The organism is Roseomonas sp. 18066 (assembly GCF_902706185.1).
Classification (GTDB): domain Bacteria; phylum Pseudomonadota; class Alphaproteobacteria; order Acetobacterales; family Acetobacteraceae; genus Pseudoroseomonas.
Genome location: NZ_CACSJM010000048.1, coordinates 1 through 20309, shown reverse-complemented (window position 1 = coordinate 20309; position 20309 = coordinate 1). Strand labels below are relative to the sequence as shown.

Genomic DNA, 20309 nt, shown 5'->3' with positions numbered 1-20309 from the left:
CCGTGTCCACGTGGGGACAGTACGTGGCCCGGCCCCGCGGCAGCGCGACCTTTGAGGGTGCGCTGATTTTATAGGAATGGCGTCCCGCCGCGATGCCCTGGCGACAGCGCAGGTGAGGCGCAGGTCCCCGAACGGCCGGTGATCAGAAAAAAGATGGGGGTTTGGGGGAATTCATTCCCCCAACCTTCTCCTGGACCTTCTCTCTCCAAAAACCTAATGGACCCCGATGCCTCCCCGCCGTCGCAGCCTCAGCACTGAAGAGCGCGCCTTGTGGCGCGCCTACACGGCGACGGTGAAGCCTTTGCCCGGGCATGCCTTGCCGCCTTTGCCGGCGGCCCCGGTGGTGGCTCCGCCGCCGCCGCCGGCGCCGGTGGTGGCGCCGCGGCTCAAGGCGCCTGTGCTCAAGGCGCCGCCGCCGGTGCTGGATGTCGGGCTGCAGCCGGGCGGGTTGGACAGCCATCGCTGGAAGGACCTGCGCCGGGGCCGGACGCGGCCGGAGCGCACGCTGGACCTGCATGGACGGCGGGCGCAGGACGCCTATCTGGCGGTGCGCGGCTTCCTGCTGGCGGCGCAGGCCGAGGGGCTGCGTTGTGTCGCCATCGTCACCGGCAAGGGCCCGGCGCCGGAGGGCGGGGTGCTGCGGCGCGAATTGCCGCATTGGCTCAATGCCGCCGACCTGCGGCCGCTGGTGCTGGGGGCGGCGCATCCGGCGCCGAATCAGGGGGCGGTGCATCTGCTGCTGCGCCGGCGGCGGCGGCCGTGACGCCCTTCGGCGCCCGGCTGCGCGCGCTGCGCCAGGACCGTGGCGTCACGCTGCAGCAGCTGGCCCAGGCGCTGCATGTCTCGGCGGCGTATTTGTCCGCGCTGGAGCATGGGCGGCGCGGCCGGCCCTCGGCCGGGCTGATCCACCAGGTTAACGAATACTTCGGCCTGATCTGGGACGATGCCGAGGACATGGTGCGGCTGGCGCGGCTGTCGCATCCGCGCGTTACGCTCGACACGTCCGGCCTGTCGGCGGAGGCGACGGAGCTTGCCAATCTGCTGGCCAGCCGCATCCGCACCTTGCCGGGCGACACCATCCAGCGCCTGCGCCGCGTGCTGGACGAGGGCGCCGGGCCCGGCGGCCGCGGCTGAGGCGCGGCCCGGCCAGGTCCGGCTTCGCAGTTGCGAAGCGGCTGCCTTTCCCCGGCGCGCGCCTGCCGACATAAAGGGGCTGAAGCACGGGAGCTGTGAGCGATGGACGACGCGAAGAAATCTCCGGTGGGCGACACGCGCACCGCCCGCATCACGGCCGAGGAGGCGCTCGCCCTGCATGCCGAAGGCAAGCCGGGCAAGCTGGAGATCCGCCTCACCAAGCCGCTGACCACGGCGCGCGACCTCAGCCTGGCCTATTCCCCCGGCGTGGCCGAGCCCTGCCTGCACATCCACCGCGACCCGTCCCTGGCCTATGACTATACGGCCAAGGGCAACATGGTCGCCGTGGTCTCCAACGGCACCGCGGTGCTGGGGCTGGGCAATCTCGGCGCCCTGGCCGGCAAGCCGGTGATGGAAGGCAAGGCGGCGCTGTTCAAGCGCTTCGCCGATGTCGATTCCATCGACCTCTGCATCGACACCGAGGATGTCGACCAGTTCGTCAATGCGGTGCGCTATCTCAGCCCGTCCTTCGGCGGCATCAACCTCGAGGACATCAAGGCGCCGGAATGCTTCGTCATCGAGCAGCGCCTGCGCGAGCTGATGGACATCCCGGTCTTCCACGATGACCAGCACGGCACCGCCATCGTCGCCGCCGCCGGGCTGATCAACGCCTGCCACCTGACCGGGCGCGCGCTGTCCGAGACCAAGCTCGTCATCAATGGCGCAGGCTCTGCCGCCATCGCCTGCGCCGAGCTGGTCAAGGTCATGGGCATGCGGCCCGAGAACATCCTGATGTGCGACACCAAGGGCGTGCTGTGGCGCGGCCGCACGGAGGGGATGAACCAGTGGAAGTCGGCGCATGCCGTCACCACCGATCGCCGCACCCTGGTCCAGGCGCTGGACGGCGCCGACGCCTTCTTCGGCCTGTCGGTCAAGGGCGCCGTCACCGGCGACATGATCAAGTCGATGGCGAAGAACCCGATCATCTTCGCCATGGCCAATCCGGACCCGGAGATCACCCCGGACGAGGCGCGCGCCGCCCGGCCCGACGTGATCATCGCCACCGGCCGCAGCGACTATCCGAACCAGGTCAACAACGTCCTGGGCTTCCCCTTCATCTTCCGCGGCGCGCTCGATGTCCGCGCCAGCACCATCAACGACGCGATGAAGGTGGCCGCCGCCGAGGCGCTGGCCATGCTGGCGCGCGAGGATGTGCCGGAGGAGGTCGCCGGCGCCGGCGGCGGCAAGGGCCTGCGCTTCGGCCCCGACTACATCATCCCGCATGCCTTCGACCCGCGGCTGATCGCCCGCGTCTCGCCCGCCGTCGCCAAGGCGGCGATGGAGAGCGGCGTGGCGCGCAAGCCGATCCTCGACCTGCGCCGCTACACCCGGGAGCTCGCCGGGCGGCTGGATGCCGGCGCCTCGGCGCTGGAGACCATCACCGAGCGGGTCCGCGCCAACCCGAAGAAGGTGGTCTTCGCCGAGGGCGAGGAGGAGAAGGTGATCCGCGCCGCCATCGCCTTCCGCAACGCGGGCTATGGCATCCCCGTGCTGGTCGGGCGCGAGGACCGGGTGATGGCCAAGGTCGCGGCGCTGGGCATCCCGCTGCCGGAAGGCATCGAGATCCACAATGCCCGCGTCTCCGACAAGAACACCCGCTACGCCGAGTACCTGTATGAGCGCGGCCAGAGGAAGGGGCTGCTGTTCCGCGACTGCCAGCGCCTGGCCAACCAGGACCGCAACGCCTTCGCCGCCTGCATGGTGGCGCTGGGCGACGCCGATGCCATGGTCTCCGGCATCACCCGCTCGACCAGCGTGACGCTGGAAGGCGTCATGACGGCGATCGACCCGGCGCCGGAGACGGTGCTGTTCGGCCTGACGCTGATGCTGGCGCGGCGCTCCGGCACCGTGCTGGTGGCCGACACCGCCATCCATGAGCGGCCGGACGCGGCGACGCTGGCCTCCATCGCCATCCAGTCGGCGGCCGAGGCCCGCCGCCTGGGGCTGGAGCCGCGCGTGGCCTTCCTGTCCTTCTCCACCTTCGGCGATCCGGGCGGCACCATCACCGGCCCGGTGCGGGACGCGGTGAAGCTGCTCGACGCGCAGACGGTCGACTTCCAGTATGACGGGGAAATGGCCGCCGACGTGGCGCTGAACCCGCAGCTGCGGGCGCTCTACCCGTTCTGCCGGCTGACCGGGCCGGCGAACGTGCTGGTCATGCCGGGGCTGCACGCCGCCCATATCCTGACCAAGGCGGTGCCGCACCTGACCAGCGCCACCACCATCGGGCCGCTGATGGTGGGCCTGTCGAAGCCGGTGCAGATCGTCAACATGGGCAGCTCGGTCGGGCAGATCCTCGACATGGCGGTCTTCGCGGCGCATGCGGCGGTGACGCGCGAGGATTGAGAAGACAGGCCAGGGGGCGCAGCCCCCTGGACCCCCGCCGGGGGGACCGTGTCCCCCCGGACCCCGACATCAATCGGCCAGGCCCAGGCCGACCAGATGCGCCGCCGCCTGCGGCAGCTTGCGATGGTCGCGCAGCTCCAGGATCAGGCGGGGCTTCACCTTCAGCGCCGCCACGGCGGCGAAGACGCTGGGCCACAGGATGGTGCCCTCGCCCGGCGCCCAGTGCCGGTCGGCATGGCCGTCGGTGTCCTACAGATGGACATGCCGCAGCGCATCGCCGGCCAGGTGGATGTGGAAATCGACCGGCGGCGCGCCGGTGCTGACATGCGCGTAGTGGGCGTGGCCGGTGTCGAGCGACACCTGCACCGCGGCGCTGTCGAAGGACGCGGCCAGGCCGATGCGGTCGCGCGGCTCCTTGTCCTCGATATTCTCGATGACCAGCTCGCAGCCGATCGCCTCGGCCCGCTTCACCACGGGGCCCAGCGTCTGGTGCACCCGCTCCTGCAGCTGCTCGCGGGCGTGCGGGAAGGCGTCCAGGTTGTTCTGGTCCCAGGTGGTGAAGGGCGAATGCACCACCATCTGCGTGGCCCGCAGCGCCTCGCAGACCTCCAGCCCCTGCAGCAGGCGGCGCGTCACCACGGCGCGCACCGCGGGGTCATGCGTGTCGATCTTGAAGCCCCAGAAGGGGCCATGGATGCCGATGCGGCCCGAATGGCCGTCCAGCGCCCGCCGCACCTGCCCGGCCAGCGGCTGCCAGTCGCCGTCCAGCACCTCGGCCTTGAAGAAGTCCTGGATCTCCAGGTCGCGCTGCTTCTCCAGGATCCAGCCGCGGTGCTGCTGCAGGCCCTCGAGCATCAGGGCGGCACCCAGCACCGGCCTCGGGTGATCGGTCATTCTTGCGTCTCTCTCGTTCTTCGGAGTCGTCGCAGGCAGCAGGAGGGGCCGCCACCCACGACGGCGCGCCGCTTACGCGCTGCAGGCGTCACCCGCGTGACGCTTCGACGAAGGCGCGATGACGTTCCGCGGCTAGCCTTCGGCCCGATGGCAGACCAGGCACAGCTTGTTGCCGTCCGGGTCGCGGAAATAGGCGCCGTAATAGTCCGGGTGATACTGCGGCCGCAGCCCGGGCGGCCCCTCGCAGGCCCCGCCCTGCCGCAGCGCCAGCGCATGCCCGGCATCGACCGTGGCGCGGTCGGGCGCCAGCAGCGCGACCATGGCGCCATTGCCCGGCGTCGCCAGCCCGCCGTCGAAGGGTGCGCCGATCAGCAGCAGCGGCCGGTCGTCCCCCGCCGGCTGCCAGGCTGCCCAGGGCTTCTGGGCGTCCTTGAAGCGCAGCCGATGGCCGAGCAGTTCCATCAGCGGGGCATAGAAGGAAAAGGCGCGGTCGAAATCGCCGATGCCGAGGCAGAGATGCGACAGCATCGGCGTCTCTCCCGGCTCAGCCGCGGCGGGCCACGGCCGCGTCGACGGTGTTCTCGATCAGGCAGGCGATGGTCATCGGCCCGACGCCGCCCGGCACCGGGGTGATGGCAGCGGCCCGCTGGCTGGCGGCCGCGAAGTCGACATCGCCGACCAGCCGGCCATCCGGCAGCCGGTTGATGCCGACATCGATCACGGTGGCGCCCTCGGCGATCCAGTCGCCCTTGACCATTTCCGGCCGGCCGACGGCGGCGACCAGGATCTCGGCCCGGCGGCATTCGCTGGCGAGGTCGCGGGTGCGCGAATGCACCACCGTCACCGTGGCGTCGGCGGCGAGCAGGAGTGCCGCCATCGGCTTGCCGACGATGTTGGACCGCCCCAGCACCACGGCGCGCGCCCCGGCGATGGCGGTGCCGGCGGCGGCCAGCAGATGCATGACGCCCTTCGGCGTGCAGGGCACCAGCCCGGCCTGGCCGGTGGCCAGGCGGCCGGCATTGACGGCGTGGAAGCCGTCGACATCCTTGGCCGGGTCGATGGTCTCCAGCACCGTCTCGGCGCGGATCTGCCGCGGCAGCGGCAGCTGCACCAGGATGGCGTCGACCGCGGGGTCGTCGTTCAGCTGGCGCACCACGGCCAGCAGCTCGGCCTCGGTGGTGGTCTCGGGCAGCTGCAGCGTCGCGCTGTCGAGCCCCGCCTGCTTCGCCGCCTTGTCCTTGTTGCGGACATAGACGCCGCTGGCGGGGTCGTCGCCGACCCGCACCACCCGCAGGCCGGGGGTGAAGGGCAGGGTGGCCACGCGCGCGGCGATGCGGGCGCGCAGCCCTGCTGCGACTTCCTTGCCGTCGATGATGCTGGCGGTGGTCATGCCAGGGTCTCCAGTTGCTCGGCCAGGCGGGCGGGGTCGCCCGCGATGCGGCAGGTCTTTTCCCGCGCTGCCGCCCCCTGCACCACCGCGATGGCGGAAGGGGGGACATGCAGCAGCGTGGCCAGCAGGGCGCAGATGGCGCGGTTCGCCCGGCCATCCTCCGGCGCCGCATGCACCGCCAGCTTCAGCCGCGGGCCGTCGGCGCCGTCCATCCAGCCCAGCAGCCCGGCGCGGCGGGCCTTGGGCTGCGCCTTCACGCGCAGCTCCACGCCCCCCTCCACCGCCCGCCAGGCCGGCAGGATCATGTCAGCCGCCGACCAGCGGCCAGACCGTGGTCCAGAGGAAGATCCGCAGCGCGTAGAGCAGCAGGATCAGGATCATCGGCGAGATGTCGATGCCGCCGAGATTCGGCAGCAGGTTGCGAATCGGCCGCAGCGCCGGCTCGGTCACCTTGTAGAGGAAGTCGCCCACCGCCCAGACGAAGCGGTTGCGCGTGTCGAGCACGTTGAACGACACCAGAAGGCTGAAGACCGCGGCGATGATCAACGCCCAGACATACAGATTGATCGCCTGATCGACGAACCAGAACACCGCGTACATCGCCATCCCCTGAGCGTGAGGCCTTCAGATACGAAGCCGCGCGGGCCACGGCAAGCACCCCTTGACTTGATCCTTCGCGTCGGGGATAAGCCCGGCACCAACGAGTGTGGGGCTGTAGCTCAGTTGGGAGAGCGCGTCGTTCGCAATGACGAGGTCAGCGGTTCGATCCCGCTCAGCTCCACCACCCTCGCTGATCAAGAAACCCGCCGTGAGGCGGGTTTTTTTGTGGCCGTCTGGGCGGGCGATCGCGCGCCGGGCTCACATCCGCCGCAGCCAGATCTCCTGCGCCCGGTGGTCGGCGCCCTTGCGCAGCACCATCCGCGCCCGCTCGCGCGTCGGCAGGATGTTCTCATCCAGGTTGCGCAGGTTGATCTCGCGCCAGATGCGCTGCGCCACCGCCGTCGCCTCGTCCAGCGGCAGGTCCTTGTAGCGGTGGAAATAGGAGCGCGGCTGCTGGAAGGCGGTGCGCTGCAGCAGCAGGAAGCGCTCCAGGTACCAGCGCGCGATATCCTCCTCCGCCGCGTCGACATAGACCGAGAAGTCGAAGAAGTCGGAGGCCAGCAGCGGGGCGCCGGCCGCCGTCTGCAGCACGTTCAGCCCCTCGAAGATCAGGATGTCCGGGCGGCGGACGATCTGCTTCTGGCCCGGCACGATGTCATAGGTCAGGTGCGAGTAGACCGGGGCCGAGACCACCTCCTCCCCCGCCTTCACCGCGCTGAGGAAGCCGATCATCTTGCGCAGGTCGTAGCTTTCCGGGAATCCCTTGCGCCCCATCAGGCCGCGCGCCTCCAGCACCCGGGTCGGGTACAGGAAGCCGTCGGTGGTGATCAGCGCCACGCTGGGGTGGTCCGGCCAGCGCGCCAGGATCGCCTGCAGCACGCGGGCGAAGGTGCTCTTGCCCACGGCCACGCTGCCGGCGATGCCGATGATATAGGGCGGCGGCGGCACCTGGCGGCCGAGGAAGGTGTCCTGCACCACGCCAAGCGAGCGCGCCGCGGCCACCTGCAGGTTCAGCAGGCGCGACAGCGGCAGGAAGACCTCCGCCACCTCCTCCAGCGACAGCCGGTCGGTCAGGCCGCGCAGTCCTTCCAGGTCCTCGGCCGAGAGCGACAGCGGCGTGCTGGCGCGCAGCGCCGCCCATTCGGCCCGGTCAAAGACGCGATAGGCTGCCGGACCGCTTTCCCCGTCGCGCGGCGGCAGGCTGGTCTCGACACGGGGCTGGGGCATGCGGCGTTTCCTGGTTGGCCCGGCTTGGGGGCCCTGCATTGCCGCGATCCTGGCACCGCTTTGCTGCGATGCGAAGAGTCCCTGGCTTGGCAGCGCCGTCTTCCGGGCCAAGACTGCCCCGGAAGAAGCCGACCGAGGAACGCCGCATGGCCGATGACACGCCGATCCCGCCCGCCCCCGAGCCCGGCCGGTCGCTCGAGCTGCTGCCCGGGCTGCACTGGGTGCGCATGCCGCTCAGCTTCGCGCCCTGGCACGTCAACCTATGGCTGATCGAGGATGGCGACGCCTGGCTGGCCGTCGATGCCGGCGCCCGCAGCGAGGAGACGCTGGCGCATTGGACCAGCATCCAGCAGGCGACGCTGAACGGCCGGCCGGTGACCCGGCTGCTGGCCACGCATTTCCACCCCGACCATGTGGGCTTCGCCGGCTGGGTCTGCGAGCGGCATGGCGCGGCCCTGCTGATGCCGCGCACCGAATACCTGACGGCGCGCTTCCTGGGCCTGGACACCGACGAGGGCATGACGGCGCAGCAGCTGGGCTTCGCCCGCGCCGCCGGCGCCCCGGAGGGCTTCCTGGCCTTCCTGGCGGGCAGGGGGCCGCTCTATGCCCGCGCCGTCGTCTCCCTGCCGCGCAGCTACCGCCGCATCGCCCAGGACGACGTGCTGCGCATCGGCGGGCATGACTGGCGCGTCCTGACCGGCGGCGGCCATGCGCCGGAAATGGCCTGCCTGCATTGCCCGGCGCTGGGCGTGCTGATCTCGGCCGACCAGATCCTGCCGCGGATCAGCCCCTATATCGGCGTCAGCGCCACCGAGCCCCAGGCCGACCCGCTGCGCGACTTCCTCGAGTCGAACGCCCGGCTGAAGGCGATCCCGCCGGAGACGCTGGTGCTGCCCTCGCATGGCGACCCGTTCCGCAGCCTGCATGCCCGCATCGACAGCCTGGCCGAGCACCATGCCGAACGCTTGGCCACGCTGCAGGCCGCCTGCGCGACGCCGCTGACCGCCTTCGAGGCGTCGCGCGTGCTGTTCCCGCGGGTGCAGGAAGACCGCCATGTCGGCTTCGCCCTGGGCGAGACCCTGGCGCATCTGAACCGGCTGGTGGCGGAGGGGCGCGTGGGGAAAAGCGAAGGGGGAGTGCCGAGATACAGCAAGGCAGAGGGCAGGCGAGGGGAATGAATTCCCCCGCGGCGCAGTGCGCCGCGCCCGTTCTTTTTTCTGTTCATCGGCCGTTGGCTGACCAGCGCTTCAACGGTGGGGGCACCAGGGCATGACTGCGTGACGGCGAATACAAAAACAGCGCGCCCTCGAAGGTCGCGCTGCGGATTGGCCATTTCACGTCCTGTTGTCACGTGGACACGGCAGTCTGAAAGAAAAAAGACGGGGGTCTGGGGGAATTCATTCCCCCAGCCTTTTCCCTGTCTTGTCTTTAGTTTTCCAGCATCCGCCGCAGCAGCTCGACGTCTTCGGCGAAGGTGCTGTCGGCCTGCATGAGCTCCGCGACGCGGGACACGGCGTGCATCACGGTCGTGTGGTCGCGGTTGCCGAATCGGCGGCCGATCTCGGGCAGCGAGCGCGAGGTCAGCTGCTTCGCCAGGTACATCGCCACCTGCCGCGGACGCGCCACGTTGCGGGCGCGGCGGGCCGAGGACATGTCGGTCAGGCGGATGTTGTAGTGCTCGGCGACCTTGCGCTGGATCTCTTCGATCGTCACGCGGCGGTCATGGGCGCGCAGGATGTCGTGCAGCACTTCCTGCGCCGATTCCAGCGTGATCGGCCGGCCGAACAGGTTGGCATGCGCGATCAGCCGGTTCAGCGCGCCTTCCAGCTCGCGGACGTTGCTGGTGATCTTGTGCGCCAGGAACTCCAGCACCTTCGACGGCACCTCGACCTCGGCCGACTGGGCCTTGGCCTGCAGGATGGAGATGCGCAGCTCGTAGGTGGTGGCGTGGATATCCGCCACCATGCCGCAGCCGAGCCGCGTGCGCAGGCGGTCTTCCAGGCCGGACAGGTCGCTGGGCGACTTGTCGGCGGAGACCACGATCTGCTTCCCGGCATCCACCAGCGCGTTGAAGGTGTGGAAGAACTCTTCCTGCGTGTTGTCCTTGCCGATCAGGAACTGCAGGTCGTCGATCATCAGCACGTCGACCGAGCGCAGGCTTTCCTTGAACTCCATCGTGCTCTGCGAGCGCAGCGCGGCGATGAAGCGGTACATGAACTTCTCGGCCGACATATAGGCGACGTTGCGCTGGCCGCCGAAGCTGATGGCCCAGGCGATCGAGTGCATCAGATGGGTCTTGCCCAGGCCGACGCCGCCATAGAGGAACAGCGGGTTGAAGCCGGGGCTGGCCGGCTTCTCGGCGACGCGGCGCGCGCAGGCATGGGCGAATTCGTTCGGCTTGCCGACGACGAAGCTGTCGAAGGTGAAGCGCGGATCCAGCGGCGCGGCCCAGTCGGACCGGGCATCGCTGCGCGACTCGGCGCCGCGCGGCGGCGAGCTGGCGGGCTCGGCCAGGGCCAGGGTCGCCTGGGTGGCGCGCGGCGCGGGGGCGGCGCCGGCCAGGCCACCTTCGGCGAGACCACCGGCCGACAGGCTGCCCGGGGTCGCCGCATCGGGCGCCTCCAGCGGGCGGCTGTCGGGGGCCACGCGGATGTCGACGCGGCGGACGCCGAGGCTTTCCCCCGACCACAGGCTGCGCAGGCGATCGCCGTAATGGCTGCGCACCCAGTCGCGCAGGAAGCGCGTGGGCAGCAGGATGACCGCCTCTTCGCCTTCAATGGCGGCGAGGGTCATCTGGCGCAGCCAGCTGCGATACTCGACCTCGCCAACTTCCTCGCGCAGGCGGCCGCGGATGCGGGCCCAGGCTTCCGCGACCTGGCCGTTCTCGGGGCCGATCGTGGCGGAGGGAGTGCCGAGCTCATTCTCCATGCGAAGCACCTGCCACCCTTTCGGCCTGAGGCCACAGCTGAAAGCAACCCCGCGAGGGGGGCGACAAGCCGAGCCGGGGCGAATCCGGCAAGGCGAGCGACACGGTTGGCGCCCCTGCCCGATGAAGGCAGGAACACCCTGAACACCAAAATTACAGCGCGCCGGAAAACAAGACGCAAATCACCGATCCGCTCTCGATGCCGGATTCAAAGAATTGAACCCGACGCCCGAAGGCGAACGGTAATGCCAAGATGTAATTGGGTACTCTGGAGCGGAAACTGGTTCTGGAAGGCTATCCCCCGCTGCGCCTTCGGCGCAACGGGTTCTTAGCGAGAACACAGGATCCGCCGGTCACCCCGCCGTGCGGCGGGGCGAGCAGCCCTGGCTCAGGCCTGGGCCGGAGCGCCCAGCGCCTTGATGCGGGCGGACAGGCGGGACAGCTTACGGGCCACCGTGTTCAGGTGGACGATGCCCTTGGTCACGGCGCGCTGGTATTCCGGCTGCGCGTCCTTGAAGGCGGCCTGGGCAGCGACCTTGTCGCCGCTCGAGATGGCCTTCTCGACCTTGGTGAGGAAGGTGCTCACCCGCGAGCGACGGGCGCGATTGCGCTCGTTGCGAGTGGCCGTCTGCCGGATGCGCTTGCGCGCGGAAGCCGTATTCGCCATGGCGTGTTTCGAACCAGTCGTCTGTGTCTCAGGAGCGCGCAGCCACCGTTTGCCCCAGAAGGGCTCCCCATGGCTCCGAGCGGGAAGGCGCGGTTTCTACCCGGCCGCGACGCGCAGAGTCAATGCATGGCGCCCATGCCCCCTGGCGCCTGGCCACCGAAACCGTGCCTTGCGGCAGGACTCGGGGGTGTCTGGCGCGCGGGGCCGGCCGCCAGGCCTTGCCGCGGGCCCGGCTTAGGGCTTGCGGAACCGGAATGCAACGAAAGCTTCTCTGAACCGGCACGGCCCCGTCATGCCCTGCCCGTAGAGGCCCCCGCGACAGAGAAGGGGCGCCGGGTGTCGGGAATCAGGATCGAGGGGCTGGTGCGGGACTATGGCGGCAGCCGTGTGCTGAAGGGCGTGTCGCTGTCGGTCGGGCCGGGGGAATTCGTGGCCCTCGTCGGCCCCTCGGGCTGCGGCAAGTCGACGCTGATGCGCATGATCGCCGGCATCGACCGGCCTGACGCCGGCCATATCCATATCAATGGCCGCGAGGTCACCGGGCTGCGCCCCGCCGCCCGCGACGTCGCCATGGTCTTCCAGTCCTATGCGCTCTACCCGCATCTGACGGTGGCCGAGAATATCGCCGTGCCGCTGGCGCTGCGCCGCATGACGGCGGCCCAGCGCCTGCCGCTGGTCGGCGGCTTCATGCCCGGCGCCCGCGCCGCGCGCCGGCAGATCGAGGCCGATGTCGCCCAGGCCGCCGAGTCGCTCGGCCTCGGCCACCTGCAGGGCCGCCGCCCGGGGCAGCTCTCGGGCGGGCAGCGGCAGCGCGTGGCGCTGGCGCGGGCCATCGTCCGCCGCCCCGCCGCCTTCCTGATGGACGAGCCGCTGTCGAACCTGGATGCCGCGCTGCGGGTGCAGACCCGGCGCGAGATCGTCGACATCCACCGCCGCGCCGGCGCCGCCACCTTGTATGTGACGCATGACCAAGCCGAGGCCCTGACCATGGCCGACCGCGTCGCCGTCATGCAGGGCGGCGAGATCCTGCAGGTCGCCAGCCCCGAGGCGATCTATGCCGACCCGGTCGACCTGCGCGTCGCCTGCTTCATCGGCTCGCCCAAGATCAACACCTTCGCCGCCGAGGCCGACCCGCAGGGTTTCGTCCGTGTCGCCGGGGTGCCGACCGGGCTGCGCGCGCCGATGAGCGGCGCGCTCACCCTGGCGCTGCGCCCCGAGGACCTGCAGCCGGTGGCGCAGGGCCTGCCGGCGGTGGCCGAGGGCATCGAGTTCCTCGGCGAATCGCTGCTGCTGCACGCCCGGCTGGAGGATGGCACCGCCCTGGTGCTGCGCCTGGCGCCGGAGAATCGCGGCCAGCTGGCGCCGGGCGCCCGGCTGAGCCTCGGCTTCGACCCGGCCCGCGCGCTGCTCTTCGGCGCCGACGGCAAGCGGGTCGCCGCCCGGCTGCAGGTGGCGGAGCCGGCCCTTGTCTGACGCGACCTTCGGCCTGCCCGTCGCGCCAAGGCCGGCGCCCGCCAAGGCGACGCCGGCCGCGCGCCATGCCCGCAGCGAGGCCATCACCGCCTGGGCGCTCAGCCTGCCGGCGATTCTTTCTTATCTTTTGCTGCTGCTGCTGCCGACCCTGGCGGCCGTCGCCCTGGCCTTCACCGATTACGAGCTCGGCAACGACAGCATCCGCTGGATCGGGCTGGAGAACTTCGCCGAGCTCTGGACCGATCGCGGCTTCCGCCAGTCCTTCGTCAACACCGTCTTCTATGTCGGCGTGGTGACCCCGGGCTCGATCTTCGGCGCGCTCGTCATCGCCCTGCTGATCGAGGCGGGGGTGCGCGGCCGCACCCTGTTCCGCGCCGTCTTCTTCCTGCCCGTGGTGTCGCTGACGGTGGCCATGGCCTCGGCCTGGCAATACCTGCTGCACCCGACCATCGGCCCGCTGAACGGCATGCTGCGCCAGCTCGGCATCGCCGGCCCCGCCTGGCTGTCGGACAGCTCGATGGTCATGTGGTCGCTGGCCGGCATCGGCATCTGGGAGAATCTCGGCTTCAACCTGGTGCTGTTCCTGGCCGGGCTGACCGCCATCCCGCGCGAGCTCTACGCGGCGGCCGAGGTCGATGGCGCGCAGTCGGCCTGGTCGCGCTTCCGCCTGGTCACCTGGCCGCTGCTCGGCCCCACCACGCTCTTCGTGCTGACCATCACCATGATCCGCTCGGTGCGGGTCTTCGACACGGTGAAGGTGCTGACCCAGGGCGGGCCGAACAAGGCCTCCGAGGTGCTGCTGCACACCATGTACCAGGAAGGCTTCACCTTTTTCCGCCTGGGCTATTCGGCGGCCATCACCCTGGTCTTCCTGGCCATCGTGCTGGCGCTGATGTGGCTGCAGACCCGGGTCCTCGACAAGCGGGTGCATTATGGTTGAGCGCGACATCTCCCCAGGGGACGTTTCTTGGGCGCGCGACCTGCCGCGCCTGGCGGTCCTGGGCCTGCTCGGGCTGCTGCTGCTGCTGCCCTATATCTGGATGGTCTCGGCCAGCCTGAAGCCGGCCGACGAGATCTTCGCCGCCACCCTGAACCTGCTGCCCAAGCGCCTGTGGGTGGTGCAGAACTTCGGCACCGTCTTCGAGCGGCTGCCGGTTCTTCTGTACCTGTGGAACGGCGTCGTCGTCTGCGGCGGTATTCTCGTCTTTCAGCTGCTCTTCGCGATTCCCGCCGGCTATGCGCTCGCAAAACTCGAGTTCCGCGGGCGGGAGCTGCTGCTGGGCGCCGTCATGCTGGGCCTGCTGGTGCCGCCGCATGTGCCGGCCCTGCCGCTCTATGCCGGGCTCAGCGCGCTGGGCATGCTCGACACCTACACGGCGCTGATCGCGCCCTCGACCATCTCGGTCTTCGCCATCTTCCTGTTCCGGCAGTTCTTCAAGTCGCTGCCGGACGACCTGATCCATGCCGCCCGCCTGGACGGCATGGGCGAGATGGCCATCGTCTGGCGCGTGGTGCTGCCCAATGCCTGGCCGGCCGCCACCGCCTTCGCGATCTTCTCGGTGGTGGCCCATTGGAACGACCTGTTCTGGCCGCTGATCGTGGTCAACAGCCCGGCCCATGCCACCCCGGCGCTGGGCGTCCTGTTCTTCCGCACGACCGAGGGCGACGACGATTTCGGCGCGCTGATGGCGGCCGCCGTGATCATGACCACCCCCCTGGTTCTGGCCTTCCTCCTGGCGCAGCGGCGCTTCGTCGAAGGCATCGCGACAACCGGCCTCAAGGGTTGATCCCTTGCGGCTGATCCGGAGCTACCCCCAATGAACACCACCTTCTCGCGCCGCGCGGCGCTGCTCTCCGCCGGCGCCGCCATCGGCGCGCTCGCCGCCCCGCGCGTCCTGCGCGCCCAGGGCAGCACCGAGATCACGGTGCATTACGCCCAGCCCTACATCTACAAGGACAGCTACGACGCGATCCTGGCCGGCTTCGCCAGGCAGGAGCCGGGCATCAAGGTGAACTTCGTCACCACGCCCAACTACGAGGAAGGCGCGCAGCTGATCCTGCGCCAGGCGACGACCAACCAGCTGCCCGACCTGTCCTACCAGGGCTTCAACCGGCTCCGCGTCTTCGCCGAGCGCGGCATCGCCCAGGACCTGACGCCGCTGCTGGCCCAGGAAGGCAACCCGGCGCAGCAGGGCTACACCCCCAACCTGCTGCAGCTGGCGCATTTCGGCGGCATGCAGTCGGGCCTGGCCTACGCCGCCTCCAACCCGGTCTGCTACTACAATGCCGACCTGGTGAAGCGCGCCGGCGGCGACCCGGAGAACTTCCCCAAGGACTGGAACGGCGTGCTCGAGCTCGCCGCCAAGATCGACAAGCTCGGCGACGGCGTCGAGGGCATGTGGTTCACCTGGTCGGGCGACGACTGGATGTTCAGCGCGCTGCTGTTCGGCCATGGCGGCCGCATGCTGAACGCCGATGAGAGCGATGTCGGCTTCGCCGGCCCCGAGGGCCTGGGCGCCCTGACCCTGATCGACCGCATGGTCAAGCAGGGCGGCATGCCCAACCTGACCGCGCCGGCCGCCCGCCAGGCCTTCGCCGCCGGCAAGCTGGGCATGATCTTCCAGACCACCGCCCAGGTCCGCGGCGCGGTCGCCAGCGTCGGCAAGACCTTCGAGCTGCGCACCACCGAGATGCCGGTGATCGACGCGCAGAAGGGCCGCCTGCCGACCGGCGGCGCCGCCGGCATGCTGACCGCCAAGGACCCCGCCAAGCGCGCCGCCGCCTGGAAGTTCCTGCGCTACTCCACCGGCCCCGAGGGCCAGGCGATGATGGTGCAGAACACCGGCTACCTGCCCTGCAACCAGCTGGCGATCGACGAGCCGAAGCATCTCGGCGCCTTCTACCGCGAGAACCCGCTGTTCATGCCGGCGGTGCGCCAGCTGCCGATCTCGATCCCCTGGTACGCCTTCCCGGGCAGCAACAGCGTCCGCGTGACCCAGACCATGGTCGACAACCTGGCCCGCATCGTCGAGCAGCGCGCGACGCCGGCCGTGGTCCAGGCCGAGATGGCCGCCGAGGTGCGCCGCCTGCTGCCGCGGAAGTCCTGATCCGATGCCCTTCACCCTGGCCCAGATCAGCGACACCCACCTGTCGCGCCGGCATGACGGCTTCACCGCCAATTTCGACGCCCTGGCGACGCATCTGCTGGCCGAGGCGCCGGACCTGGTGATCCACACCGGCGATGTCTCGGCGCATGGCGAGCAGCTGGACGCCGCCGGCGAGGACGACCTGGCCTTCGCCGCCGCCACGCTGGACGGGCTCGGCCTCGGCTGGCAGGCGGTGCCGGGCAACCACGACATCGGCAACGACCCGGCGCTGGCGGGCTCCACCCCCGCCAATGCCGAGCGCCTGGCCCGCTGGCAGCGCCATTTCAACCCGGGCCACTTCCTGCAGGACGTGCCGGGCTGGCGCCTGATCGGCCTGAACACGCTGATCATGGGCACCGAGCTGCCCGAGGCCGAGGCGCAGTTTGCTTTCCTGGAGGAAGCGCTGGCGAATGCCGGGGGTCGCCGGGTCGCGATCTTCCAGCACAAGCCGCTCTGCGAGGTGACCATGGCCGAGCAGCACCCGACCTACTGGTCGGTGCTGCCGGCGCCGCGCGCCCGCCTGGTCGACCTGCTGACCCGCCACGACGTCGCCTTCGTCGCCTCCGGCCATGTCCACCAGGCGCAGGATCGCGGCGTGGTCGAAGGCATCCGGCAGATCTGGGCGCCGGCCGTCGCCTTCTTCGTCGGCGACACCTGGCAGCCCAAGGTGGGCGACAAGCGCCTCGGCTATGTCGAGCACCTGCTGCACGAGGATGGCCGGCACGAGAGCCGCATCCGCGTCCTCGACGGCCTGGCGCCGCATGACATCGGCCTGCTGCCGCATATCTACGGCGACCACAAGCCGGTCGCCGCCTGACCTGTCCCGGGCGGCGGGGGACCCCTCCCGCCGCCCGTTCCGCGCATGGGCGCGAATTCATTCCCGACGCCCCAGAGGCCCCGGCGATCCTGCTTGACGGAGCCGTGAGCAAGGCGCATCTCGGCCGCGCGGCACGCCCCCCGCGGCGCGCCGCTTCCCAGGAACCCTTCCGAATCATGCCCAGCGACAGTCCCAGCGACAGTCACTCTCGATTGTCCGCGCCAGAGACGACCCGCACGCGCTGAGCCAGGACCGGCCCACCGTGCGCGCCGCCAAGGACGCGGACGCAGCAGGTGAGCCCATGCTTCAAACCCCCCCCGACTTCCCGGCGGAGGCCGTGGCGCGCCGTGGCCTCGGCGCCCTCGCCACGGGCCATGCCGCCGACCTCGTCGAGTTCCTCAACGAGATGCCGCCCGAGGAGGCCGCCACGGCGCTGGCGCGCCTGCCCGCCGACCGCCGCGTCGAGGCCTTCGACCACCCCGAGCTTAGCCGGGCCGGCGCGCTGCTGCTGGCCCTGCCCGGGCCCGCCGCCGCCCGGCTGCTGGTCGACATGTCGGCCGACCGCGCCGCCGACGTGCTGCGCGAGCTGCCGCCCGACCGGCGCGAGGCGCTGCTGCGCCCGCTGGAGCCGGAGCCGGCCTCCAGCCTGCGCGCCCTGCTGGCCTATCCGGAAGGCAGCGCCGGCAGCCTGATGACCACCGAATTCGTCAGCCTGCCGGCGACGGTCACCGTGGCCGAGGCCCTGGCGCATCTGCGCGCCGTCGAGCGGACGCGGGAGACCATCTACGCGCTGTACCTGCTGGACCCGGCCAGCGGCGCGCTGCTGCGCACCATCTCGCTGCGCCGGCTGATCACCGGCGAAGGCCCGCAGAAGGTCATCGACCTGGCCCTGCCGCGCGAGCCGGTCACCGTCGCCGTCAGCACCCCCCGCGCCGAGGTCGCCCGCCTCTTCGCCCGCCACGACCTGCTGGCCGTGCCCGTGGTCGATGCCCGCCGCCAGGTGCTGGGCATCGTCACCGTGGACGACGTGCTGGACGCGGTGATCGACAAGGGCACCGAGGACGCCCAGCGCTTCGGCGGCATGGAAAGCCTCGGCCAGCCCTACCTCCGCATCGGCTTCCTGGAGATGATCCGCAAGCGCGCCGGCTGGCTCTGCATCCTGCTGCTGGGCGAGATGCTGACCGCCAGCGCCATGCAGCATTTCGAGGACCAGCTGGAGAAGGCCATCGTCCTCACCCTGTTCATCCCGCTGATCATGAGCTCCGGCGGCAATTCCGGCAGCCAGGCGACGTCGCTGCTGATCCGCGCTTTGGCCCTGGGCCAGGTCCGCCTGACCGACTGGTGGCGCGTGGCTTTGCGGGAACTCCCCACCGGCCTGACGCTGGGCGCCATGCTCGGCGTGCTCGGCGCCGGGCGGCTGCTGGCCTGGCAATGGGCCGGCTTCTACGACTACGGCCCGCACTACCTGCTGGTGGCGCTGACCGTGGGGGTGGGGCTGGTGGGCATCGTGCTGTTCGGCTCGCTGGCCGGGTCGATGCTGCCCTTCCTGCTGAAACGCGCCGGCTTCGACCCCGCCAGCGCCTCGGCCCCCTTCGTCGCGACGCTGGTCGATGTGACGGGGCTCGTCATCTACTTCAGCGTGGCGACAGTGATCCTCGGAGGGACGCTTCTTTAGGGTTTGCAGAGAAGCGATCGGCAGGCTGGGGGAATGAATTCCCCCAGACCCCCATCTTTTTTCTGATCACCGGCCTATGCCAGACCAGCGCCTCACCGGCACCCACACCAGGGTATCAAGGCGGGACGCATTTTCACAAAATCAGCGCATGCTCACAGGTCGCGCTGCTGCTGGGCCGTTTCACGTACTGTCGTCACGTGGACACGGCAGTCTGACAGAAAAAAGAAGGGGTCCAGGGGAATTCATTCCCCTGGTCTTTGTCTATCTTACTTCTTGAACTCAGGCTTCCTCTTCTCCACAAACGCCGCCATCCCTTCCTGCTGACCTTCCGTCCCGAACAGCCCCAGGAACAGGCGGCGTTCCAGTCGGACGCCTTCACGGAGGGGAAGCTCGAAGGCGGCGTTGACCGCTTCCTTGGCCATGGCGACGGCCGGGGCCGACAGGCCGGCGATCTTGGTGGCGATCTTCAGGGCTTCGGGCAGCAGGTCGGCCAGCGGCACCACCCGGGCCACCAGGCCGGCGCGCTCGGCTTCCTCGGCGGACATCATGCGGCCGGTCAGGACCATTTCCATCGCCTTCGACTTGCCGATGGCCCGCGTCAGGCGCTGGCTGCCGCCGGCGCCGGGGATGATGCCCAGGTTGATCTCGGGCTGGCCGAACTTGGCGTTGTCGGCGGCCAGGATCATGTCGCACATCATGGCCAGCTCGCAGCCGCCGCCGAGGGCGAAGCCGGAGACGGCCGCGATCACCGGCTTGCGGATGGTCAGCACGGCTTCCCAGCTGGCCGCGATGAAGTCGTTCAGATAGGTGTCGGGGAAGCGCCGGGCCTGCATCTCCTTGATGTCGGCGCCGGCGGCGAAGGCCTTCTCGCTGCCGGTCAGGATGATCGCGGCGATGGCCGGGTCGCTGTCCGCGGCGCGCAGCGCGGCGCCGAGCTCCTGCATCAATTGGTCGCAGAGGGCGTTCAGCGCGGCCGGGCGGTGCAGGCGGATGACGGCGGCGGGACCATCATTCTCGACCTGGATCATCTCATACGTCATCGGCGGCTTTCCCTCTGGTGTTCAGCGTTGGGTGCGGGCGCAGAAGAAGGTGCTGCGCCCGGATTGGACGATGCGCGAGACGCCCAGGCACCCCGGCGGCCCGGGGCAGAGCGGGCAGGGCGCGGCCTCGCGGTCATAGACCTGGAAACGGTCCTGGAAGCTGCCGAGCTCGCCATCGGTCTGCACATAGTCGCGCAGGGACGAGCCGCCGGCCTCGATGGCCTCGGTCAGCACCGCCTTGATGGCGGGCACCAGGCGGGATGCGCGGCTGCCGGGGATGGTGCCGGCCAGGCGGCGGGGGGAGATGCCGGCGCGGAACAGCGCCTCGGCGACATAGATATTGCCCAGGCCCGCGACGATGCGCTGGTCGAGCAGCGCCGCCTTGATCGGCGTCTGCTTGCCGGCCAGGGCCGAGGCCAGCACGCCTTCGGTGAAGCTGTCTTCCAGCGGCTCGGGGCCCATGCCGGCGAGCAGCTTGTGGTCGTCCTCGGCCGCGGTCGGCACCAGGTCGACGCTGCCGAAGCGGCGCGGATCGACGAAGCCGATGCGCTGGCCGTCATCGGTCTGCATCACCAGGTGCTCGTGCCGCGGCGGCGGCGCGTTGTCGCCGATGGCGCGGGCGACCATGCGGCCGGACATGCCCAGGTGGATCAGCACCGAGGAGCCGCCCGAGAGGCGGATCAGCATGTATTTGCCGCGGCGGCGGAAGCCTTCGACGCGGCTGCCGGTCAGGCGCTGCGCCAGGCCCGGGGGGAAGGGCCAGCGCATGCCGGCGCGGTGCGTCGCCGCCATGGTCAGCACCCGGCCCTGCAGCAGCCCGGCCAGGCCGCGCATCACGGTTTCAACCTCGGGAAGTTCGGGCATCGGGATCCAGGCTTGAGCGGGCAGGGGATAAGGTGGGCAGGGGATAAGGT

The 20309-nt window shown here is 70.3% G+C and carries 20 protein-coding genes and 1 tRNA gene; 11 read left to right on the top strand and 10 right to left on the bottom strand.

Translation table 11 applies throughout. The annotated features are described in order from the left end of the window. The first annotated feature begins 226 nt into the window (after positions 1 to 226). The 3 genes from GVN67_RS11975 (at position 227) to GVN67_RS11965 (ending at position 3540) form a co-directional block, all read left to right on the top strand. On the top strand, positions 227 to 763 hold the full coding sequence (locus GVN67_RS11975; protein ID WP_159996138.1) for a Smr/MutS family protein: 537 nt from the start codon (positions 227 to 229) through the stop codon (positions 761 to 763). Continuing rightward, complete coding sequence (locus tag GVN67_RS11970; protein ID WP_159996136.1) at positions 760 to 1134, top strand: helix-turn-helix domain-containing protein; 375 nt, start codon at positions 760 to 762, stop codon at positions 1132 to 1134. Before GVN67_RS11975 ends, GVN67_RS11970 begins: the two co-directional genes overlap by 4 nt. A gap of 102 nt (positions 1135 to 1236) precedes the next feature. Beyond that, the gene (locus GVN67_RS11965) at positions 1237 to 3540 is read left to right on the top strand and encodes an NADP-dependent malic enzyme (RefSeq protein ID WP_159996134.1); all 2304 of its coding nucleotides are present in this window, start codon (positions 1237 to 1239) and stop codon (positions 3538 to 3540) included. Positions 3541 to 3789: 249 nt separating this feature from the next. Here GVN67_RS11965 and GVN67_RS11960 read toward each other — a convergent pair whose 3' ends face one another. The 5 genes from GVN67_RS11960 to GVN67_RS11940 form a co-directional block, all read right to left on the bottom strand. After that, positions 3790 to 4434, bottom strand: a complete 645-nt coding sequence (locus GVN67_RS11960; RefSeq protein ID WP_235035258.1) for a sugar phosphate isomerase/epimerase — start codon at positions 4432 to 4434, stop codon at positions 3790 to 3792. Positions 4435 to 4566: 132 nt separating this feature from the next. Continuing rightward, positions 4567 to 4962, bottom strand: coding sequence for a VOC family protein (locus GVN67_RS11955; RefSeq protein ID WP_159996132.1), 396 nt, complete (start codon positions 4960 to 4962; stop codon positions 4567 to 4569). A 16-nt stretch (positions 4963 to 4978) separates the two neighbouring features. Continuing rightward, positions 4979 to 5824, bottom strand: a complete 846-nt coding sequence (gene folD / locus GVN67_RS11950) for a bifunctional methylenetetrahydrofolate dehydrogenase/methenyltetrahydrofolate cyclohydrolase FolD (protein WP_159996130.1) — start codon at positions 5822 to 5824, stop codon at positions 4979 to 4981. After that, on the bottom strand, positions 5821 to 6129 hold the full coding sequence (locus GVN67_RS11945) for a DUF167 family protein (protein ID WP_235035257.1): 309 nt from the start codon (positions 6127 to 6129) through the stop codon (positions 5821 to 5823). The genes folD and GVN67_RS11945 overlap by 4 nt, the downstream gene beginning before the upstream one ends. Position 6130: 1 nt before the next feature. Beyond that, positions 6131 to 6424 carry a YggT family protein gene (locus GVN67_RS11940; protein ID WP_159996128.1) on the bottom strand — a complete coding sequence of 98 codons (294 nt, stop codon included), beginning with the start codon at positions 6422 to 6424 and terminating at the stop codon, positions 6131 to 6133. Positions 6425 to 6532: 108 nt separating this feature from the next. Here GVN67_RS11940 and GVN67_RS11935 point away from each other — a divergent pair. Beyond that, positions 6533 to 6608 (top strand) — tRNA-Ala (locus tag GVN67_RS11935). Between the two features lie 74 nt (positions 6609 to 6682). Here GVN67_RS11935 and coaA read toward each other — a convergent pair. Next, a complete protein-coding gene (coaA, locus tag GVN67_RS11930) occupies positions 6683 to 7651 on the bottom strand; it encodes a type I pantothenate kinase (protein ID WP_159996126.1) in 969 nt (322 codons plus the stop codon). Positions 7652 to 7797: 146 nt separating this feature from the next. Between coaA and GVN67_RS11925 the strand changes: the two genes are divergently transcribed. After that, the gene (locus GVN67_RS11925) at positions 7798 to 8829 is read left to right on the top strand and encodes an MBL fold metallo-hydrolase (RefSeq protein ID WP_159996124.1); all 1032 of its coding nucleotides are present in this window, start codon (positions 7798 to 7800) and stop codon (positions 8827 to 8829) included. 250 nt (positions 8830 to 9079) lie between these two features. On the opposite strand, the gene dnaA is transcribed toward GVN67_RS11925, so the two are convergent. Both dnaA and rpsT read right to left on the bottom strand, forming a co-directional pair. Further along, positions 9080 to 10579 (bottom strand): chromosomal replication initiator protein DnaA, encoded by a 1500-nt coding sequence (dnaA, locus tag GVN67_RS11920; protein WP_159996122.1) that lies wholly within the window; start codon positions 10577 to 10579, stop codon positions 9080 to 9082. A gap of 386 nt (positions 10580 to 10965) precedes the next feature. Further along, positions 10966 to 11244, bottom strand: a complete 279-nt coding sequence (gene rpsT / locus GVN67_RS11915; RefSeq protein WP_159996120.1) for a 30S ribosomal protein S20 — start codon at positions 11242 to 11244, stop codon at positions 10966 to 10968. A 336-nt stretch (positions 11245 to 11580) separates the two neighbouring features. On the opposite strand from rpsT, the gene GVN67_RS11910 reads away from it, so the two are divergent. The 6 genes from GVN67_RS11910 (at position 11581) to mgtE (ending at position 18355) form a co-directional block, all read left to right on the top strand. Next, on the top strand, positions 11581 to 12717 hold the full coding sequence (locus GVN67_RS11910) for an ABC transporter ATP-binding protein (RefSeq protein ID WP_159996118.1): 1137 nt from the start codon (positions 11581 to 11583) through the stop codon (positions 12715 to 12717). Then, the gene (locus tag GVN67_RS11905) at positions 12710 to 13657 is read left to right on the top strand and encodes a carbohydrate ABC transporter permease (RefSeq protein WP_235035256.1); all 948 of its coding nucleotides are present in this window, start codon (positions 12710 to 12712) and stop codon (positions 13655 to 13657) included. Before GVN67_RS11910 ends, GVN67_RS11905 begins: the two co-directional genes overlap by 8 nt. Next, positions 13650 to 14504, top strand: coding sequence for a carbohydrate ABC transporter permease (locus GVN67_RS11900; protein ID WP_159996116.1), 855 nt, complete (start codon positions 13650 to 13652; stop codon positions 14502 to 14504). The genes GVN67_RS11905 and GVN67_RS11900 overlap by 8 nt, the downstream gene beginning before the upstream one ends. A 30-nt stretch (positions 14505 to 14534) precedes the next feature. Continuing rightward, entirely contained in the window at positions 14535 to 15824 is a 1290-nt protein-coding gene (locus GVN67_RS11895) for an ABC transporter substrate-binding protein (RefSeq protein WP_159996114.1), read from the top strand. Between the two features lie 4 nt (positions 15825 to 15828). Continuing rightward, positions 15829 to 16680: a metallophosphoesterase gene (locus GVN67_RS11890; protein ID WP_159996112.1), complete on the top strand. Its 852-nt coding sequence runs from the start codon at positions 15829 to 15831 to the stop codon at positions 16678 to 16680. 301 nt (positions 16681 to 16981) lie between these two features. Beyond that, positions 16982 to 18355, top strand: a complete 1374-nt coding sequence (mgtE, locus tag GVN67_RS11885) for a magnesium transporter (RefSeq protein ID WP_159996110.1) — start codon at positions 16982 to 16984, stop codon at positions 18353 to 18355. Positions 18356 to 18621: 266 nt separating this feature from the next. Here mgtE and GVN67_RS11880 read toward each other — a convergent pair whose 3' ends face one another. Together GVN67_RS11880 and mutM are read right to left on the bottom strand one after the other, a co-directional pair. After that, complete coding sequence (locus GVN67_RS11880; protein WP_159996108.1) at positions 18622 to 19395, bottom strand: enoyl-CoA hydratase; 774 nt, start codon at positions 19393 to 19395, stop codon at positions 18622 to 18624. A gap of 21 nt (positions 19396 to 19416) precedes the next feature. Beyond that, positions 19417 to 20259 carry a bifunctional DNA-formamidopyrimidine glycosylase/DNA-(apurinic or apyrimidinic site) lyase gene (mutM, locus tag GVN67_RS11875; protein ID WP_159996106.1) on the bottom strand — a complete coding sequence of 281 codons (843 nt, stop codon included), beginning with the start codon at positions 20257 to 20259 and terminating at the stop codon, positions 19417 to 19419. Between the last annotated feature and the right edge of the window lie 50 nt (positions 20260 to 20309).

What these genes read in the sequence shown, in the direction of transcription:
- GVN67_RS11975 (WP_159996138.1), top strand. Translation starts at nt 227, where the DNA reads ATGCCTCCCCGCCGTCGCAGCCTCAGCACTGAAGAGCGCGCCTTGTGG.
- GVN67_RS11965 (WP_159996134.1), top strand. Translation starts at nt 1,237, where the DNA reads ATGGACGACGCGAAGAAATCTCCGGTGGGCGACACGCGCACCGCCCGC.
- GVN67_RS11960 (WP_235035258.1), bottom strand. Translation starts at nt 4,434, where the DNA reads ATGACCGATCACCCGAGGCCGGTGCTGGGTGCCGCCCTGATGCTCGAG.
- GVN67_RS11955 (WP_159996132.1), bottom strand. Translation starts at nt 4,962, where the DNA reads ATGCTGTCGCATCTCTGCCTCGGCATCGGCGATTTCGACCGCGCCTTT.
- folD (WP_159996130.1), bottom strand. Translation starts at nt 5,824, where the DNA reads ATGACCACCGCCAGCATCATCGACGGCAAGGAAGTCGCAGCAGGGCTG.
- GVN67_RS11945 (WP_235035257.1), bottom strand. Translation starts at nt 6,129, where the DNA reads ATGATCCTGCCGGCCTGGCGGGCGGTGGAGGGGGGCGTGGAGCTGCGC.
- GVN67_RS11940 (WP_159996128.1), bottom strand. Translation starts at nt 6,424, where the DNA reads ATGTACGCGGTGTTCTGGTTCGTCGATCAGGCGATCAATCTGTATGTC.
- coaA (WP_159996126.1), bottom strand. Translation starts at nt 7,651, where the DNA reads ATGCCCCAGCCCCGTGTCGAGACCAGCCTGCCGCCGCGCGACGGGGAA.
- GVN67_RS11925 (WP_159996124.1), top strand. Translation starts at nt 7,798, where the DNA reads ATGGCCGATGACACGCCGATCCCGCCCGCCCCCGAGCCCGGCCGGTCG.
- dnaA (WP_159996122.1), bottom strand. Translation starts at nt 10,579, where the DNA reads ATGGAGAATGAGCTCGGCACTCCCTCCGCCACGATCGGCCCCGAGAAC.
- rpsT (WP_159996120.1), bottom strand. Translation starts at nt 11,244, where the DNA reads ATGGCGAATACGGCTTCCGCGCGCAAGCGCATCCGGCAGACGGCCACT.
- GVN67_RS11900 (WP_159996116.1), top strand. Translation starts at nt 13,650, where the DNA reads ATGGTTGAGCGCGACATCTCCCCAGGGGACGTTTCTTGGGCGCGCGAC.
- GVN67_RS11895 (WP_159996114.1), top strand. Translation starts at nt 14,535, where the DNA reads ATGAACACCACCTTCTCGCGCCGCGCGGCGCTGCTCTCCGCCGGCGCC.
- GVN67_RS11890 (WP_159996112.1), top strand. Translation starts at nt 15,829, where the DNA reads ATGCCCTTCACCCTGGCCCAGATCAGCGACACCCACCTGTCGCGCCGG.
- mgtE (WP_159996110.1), top strand. Translation starts at nt 16,982, where the DNA reads ATGCTTCAAACCCCCCCCGACTTCCCGGCGGAGGCCGTGGCGCGCCGT.
- GVN67_RS11880 (WP_159996108.1), bottom strand. Translation starts at nt 19,395, where the DNA reads ATGACGTATGAGATGATCCAGGTCGAGAATGATGGTCCCGCCGCCGTC.
- mutM (WP_159996106.1), bottom strand. Translation starts at nt 20,259, where the DNA reads ATGCCCGAACTTCCCGAGGTTGAAACCGTGATGCGCGGCCTGGCCGGG.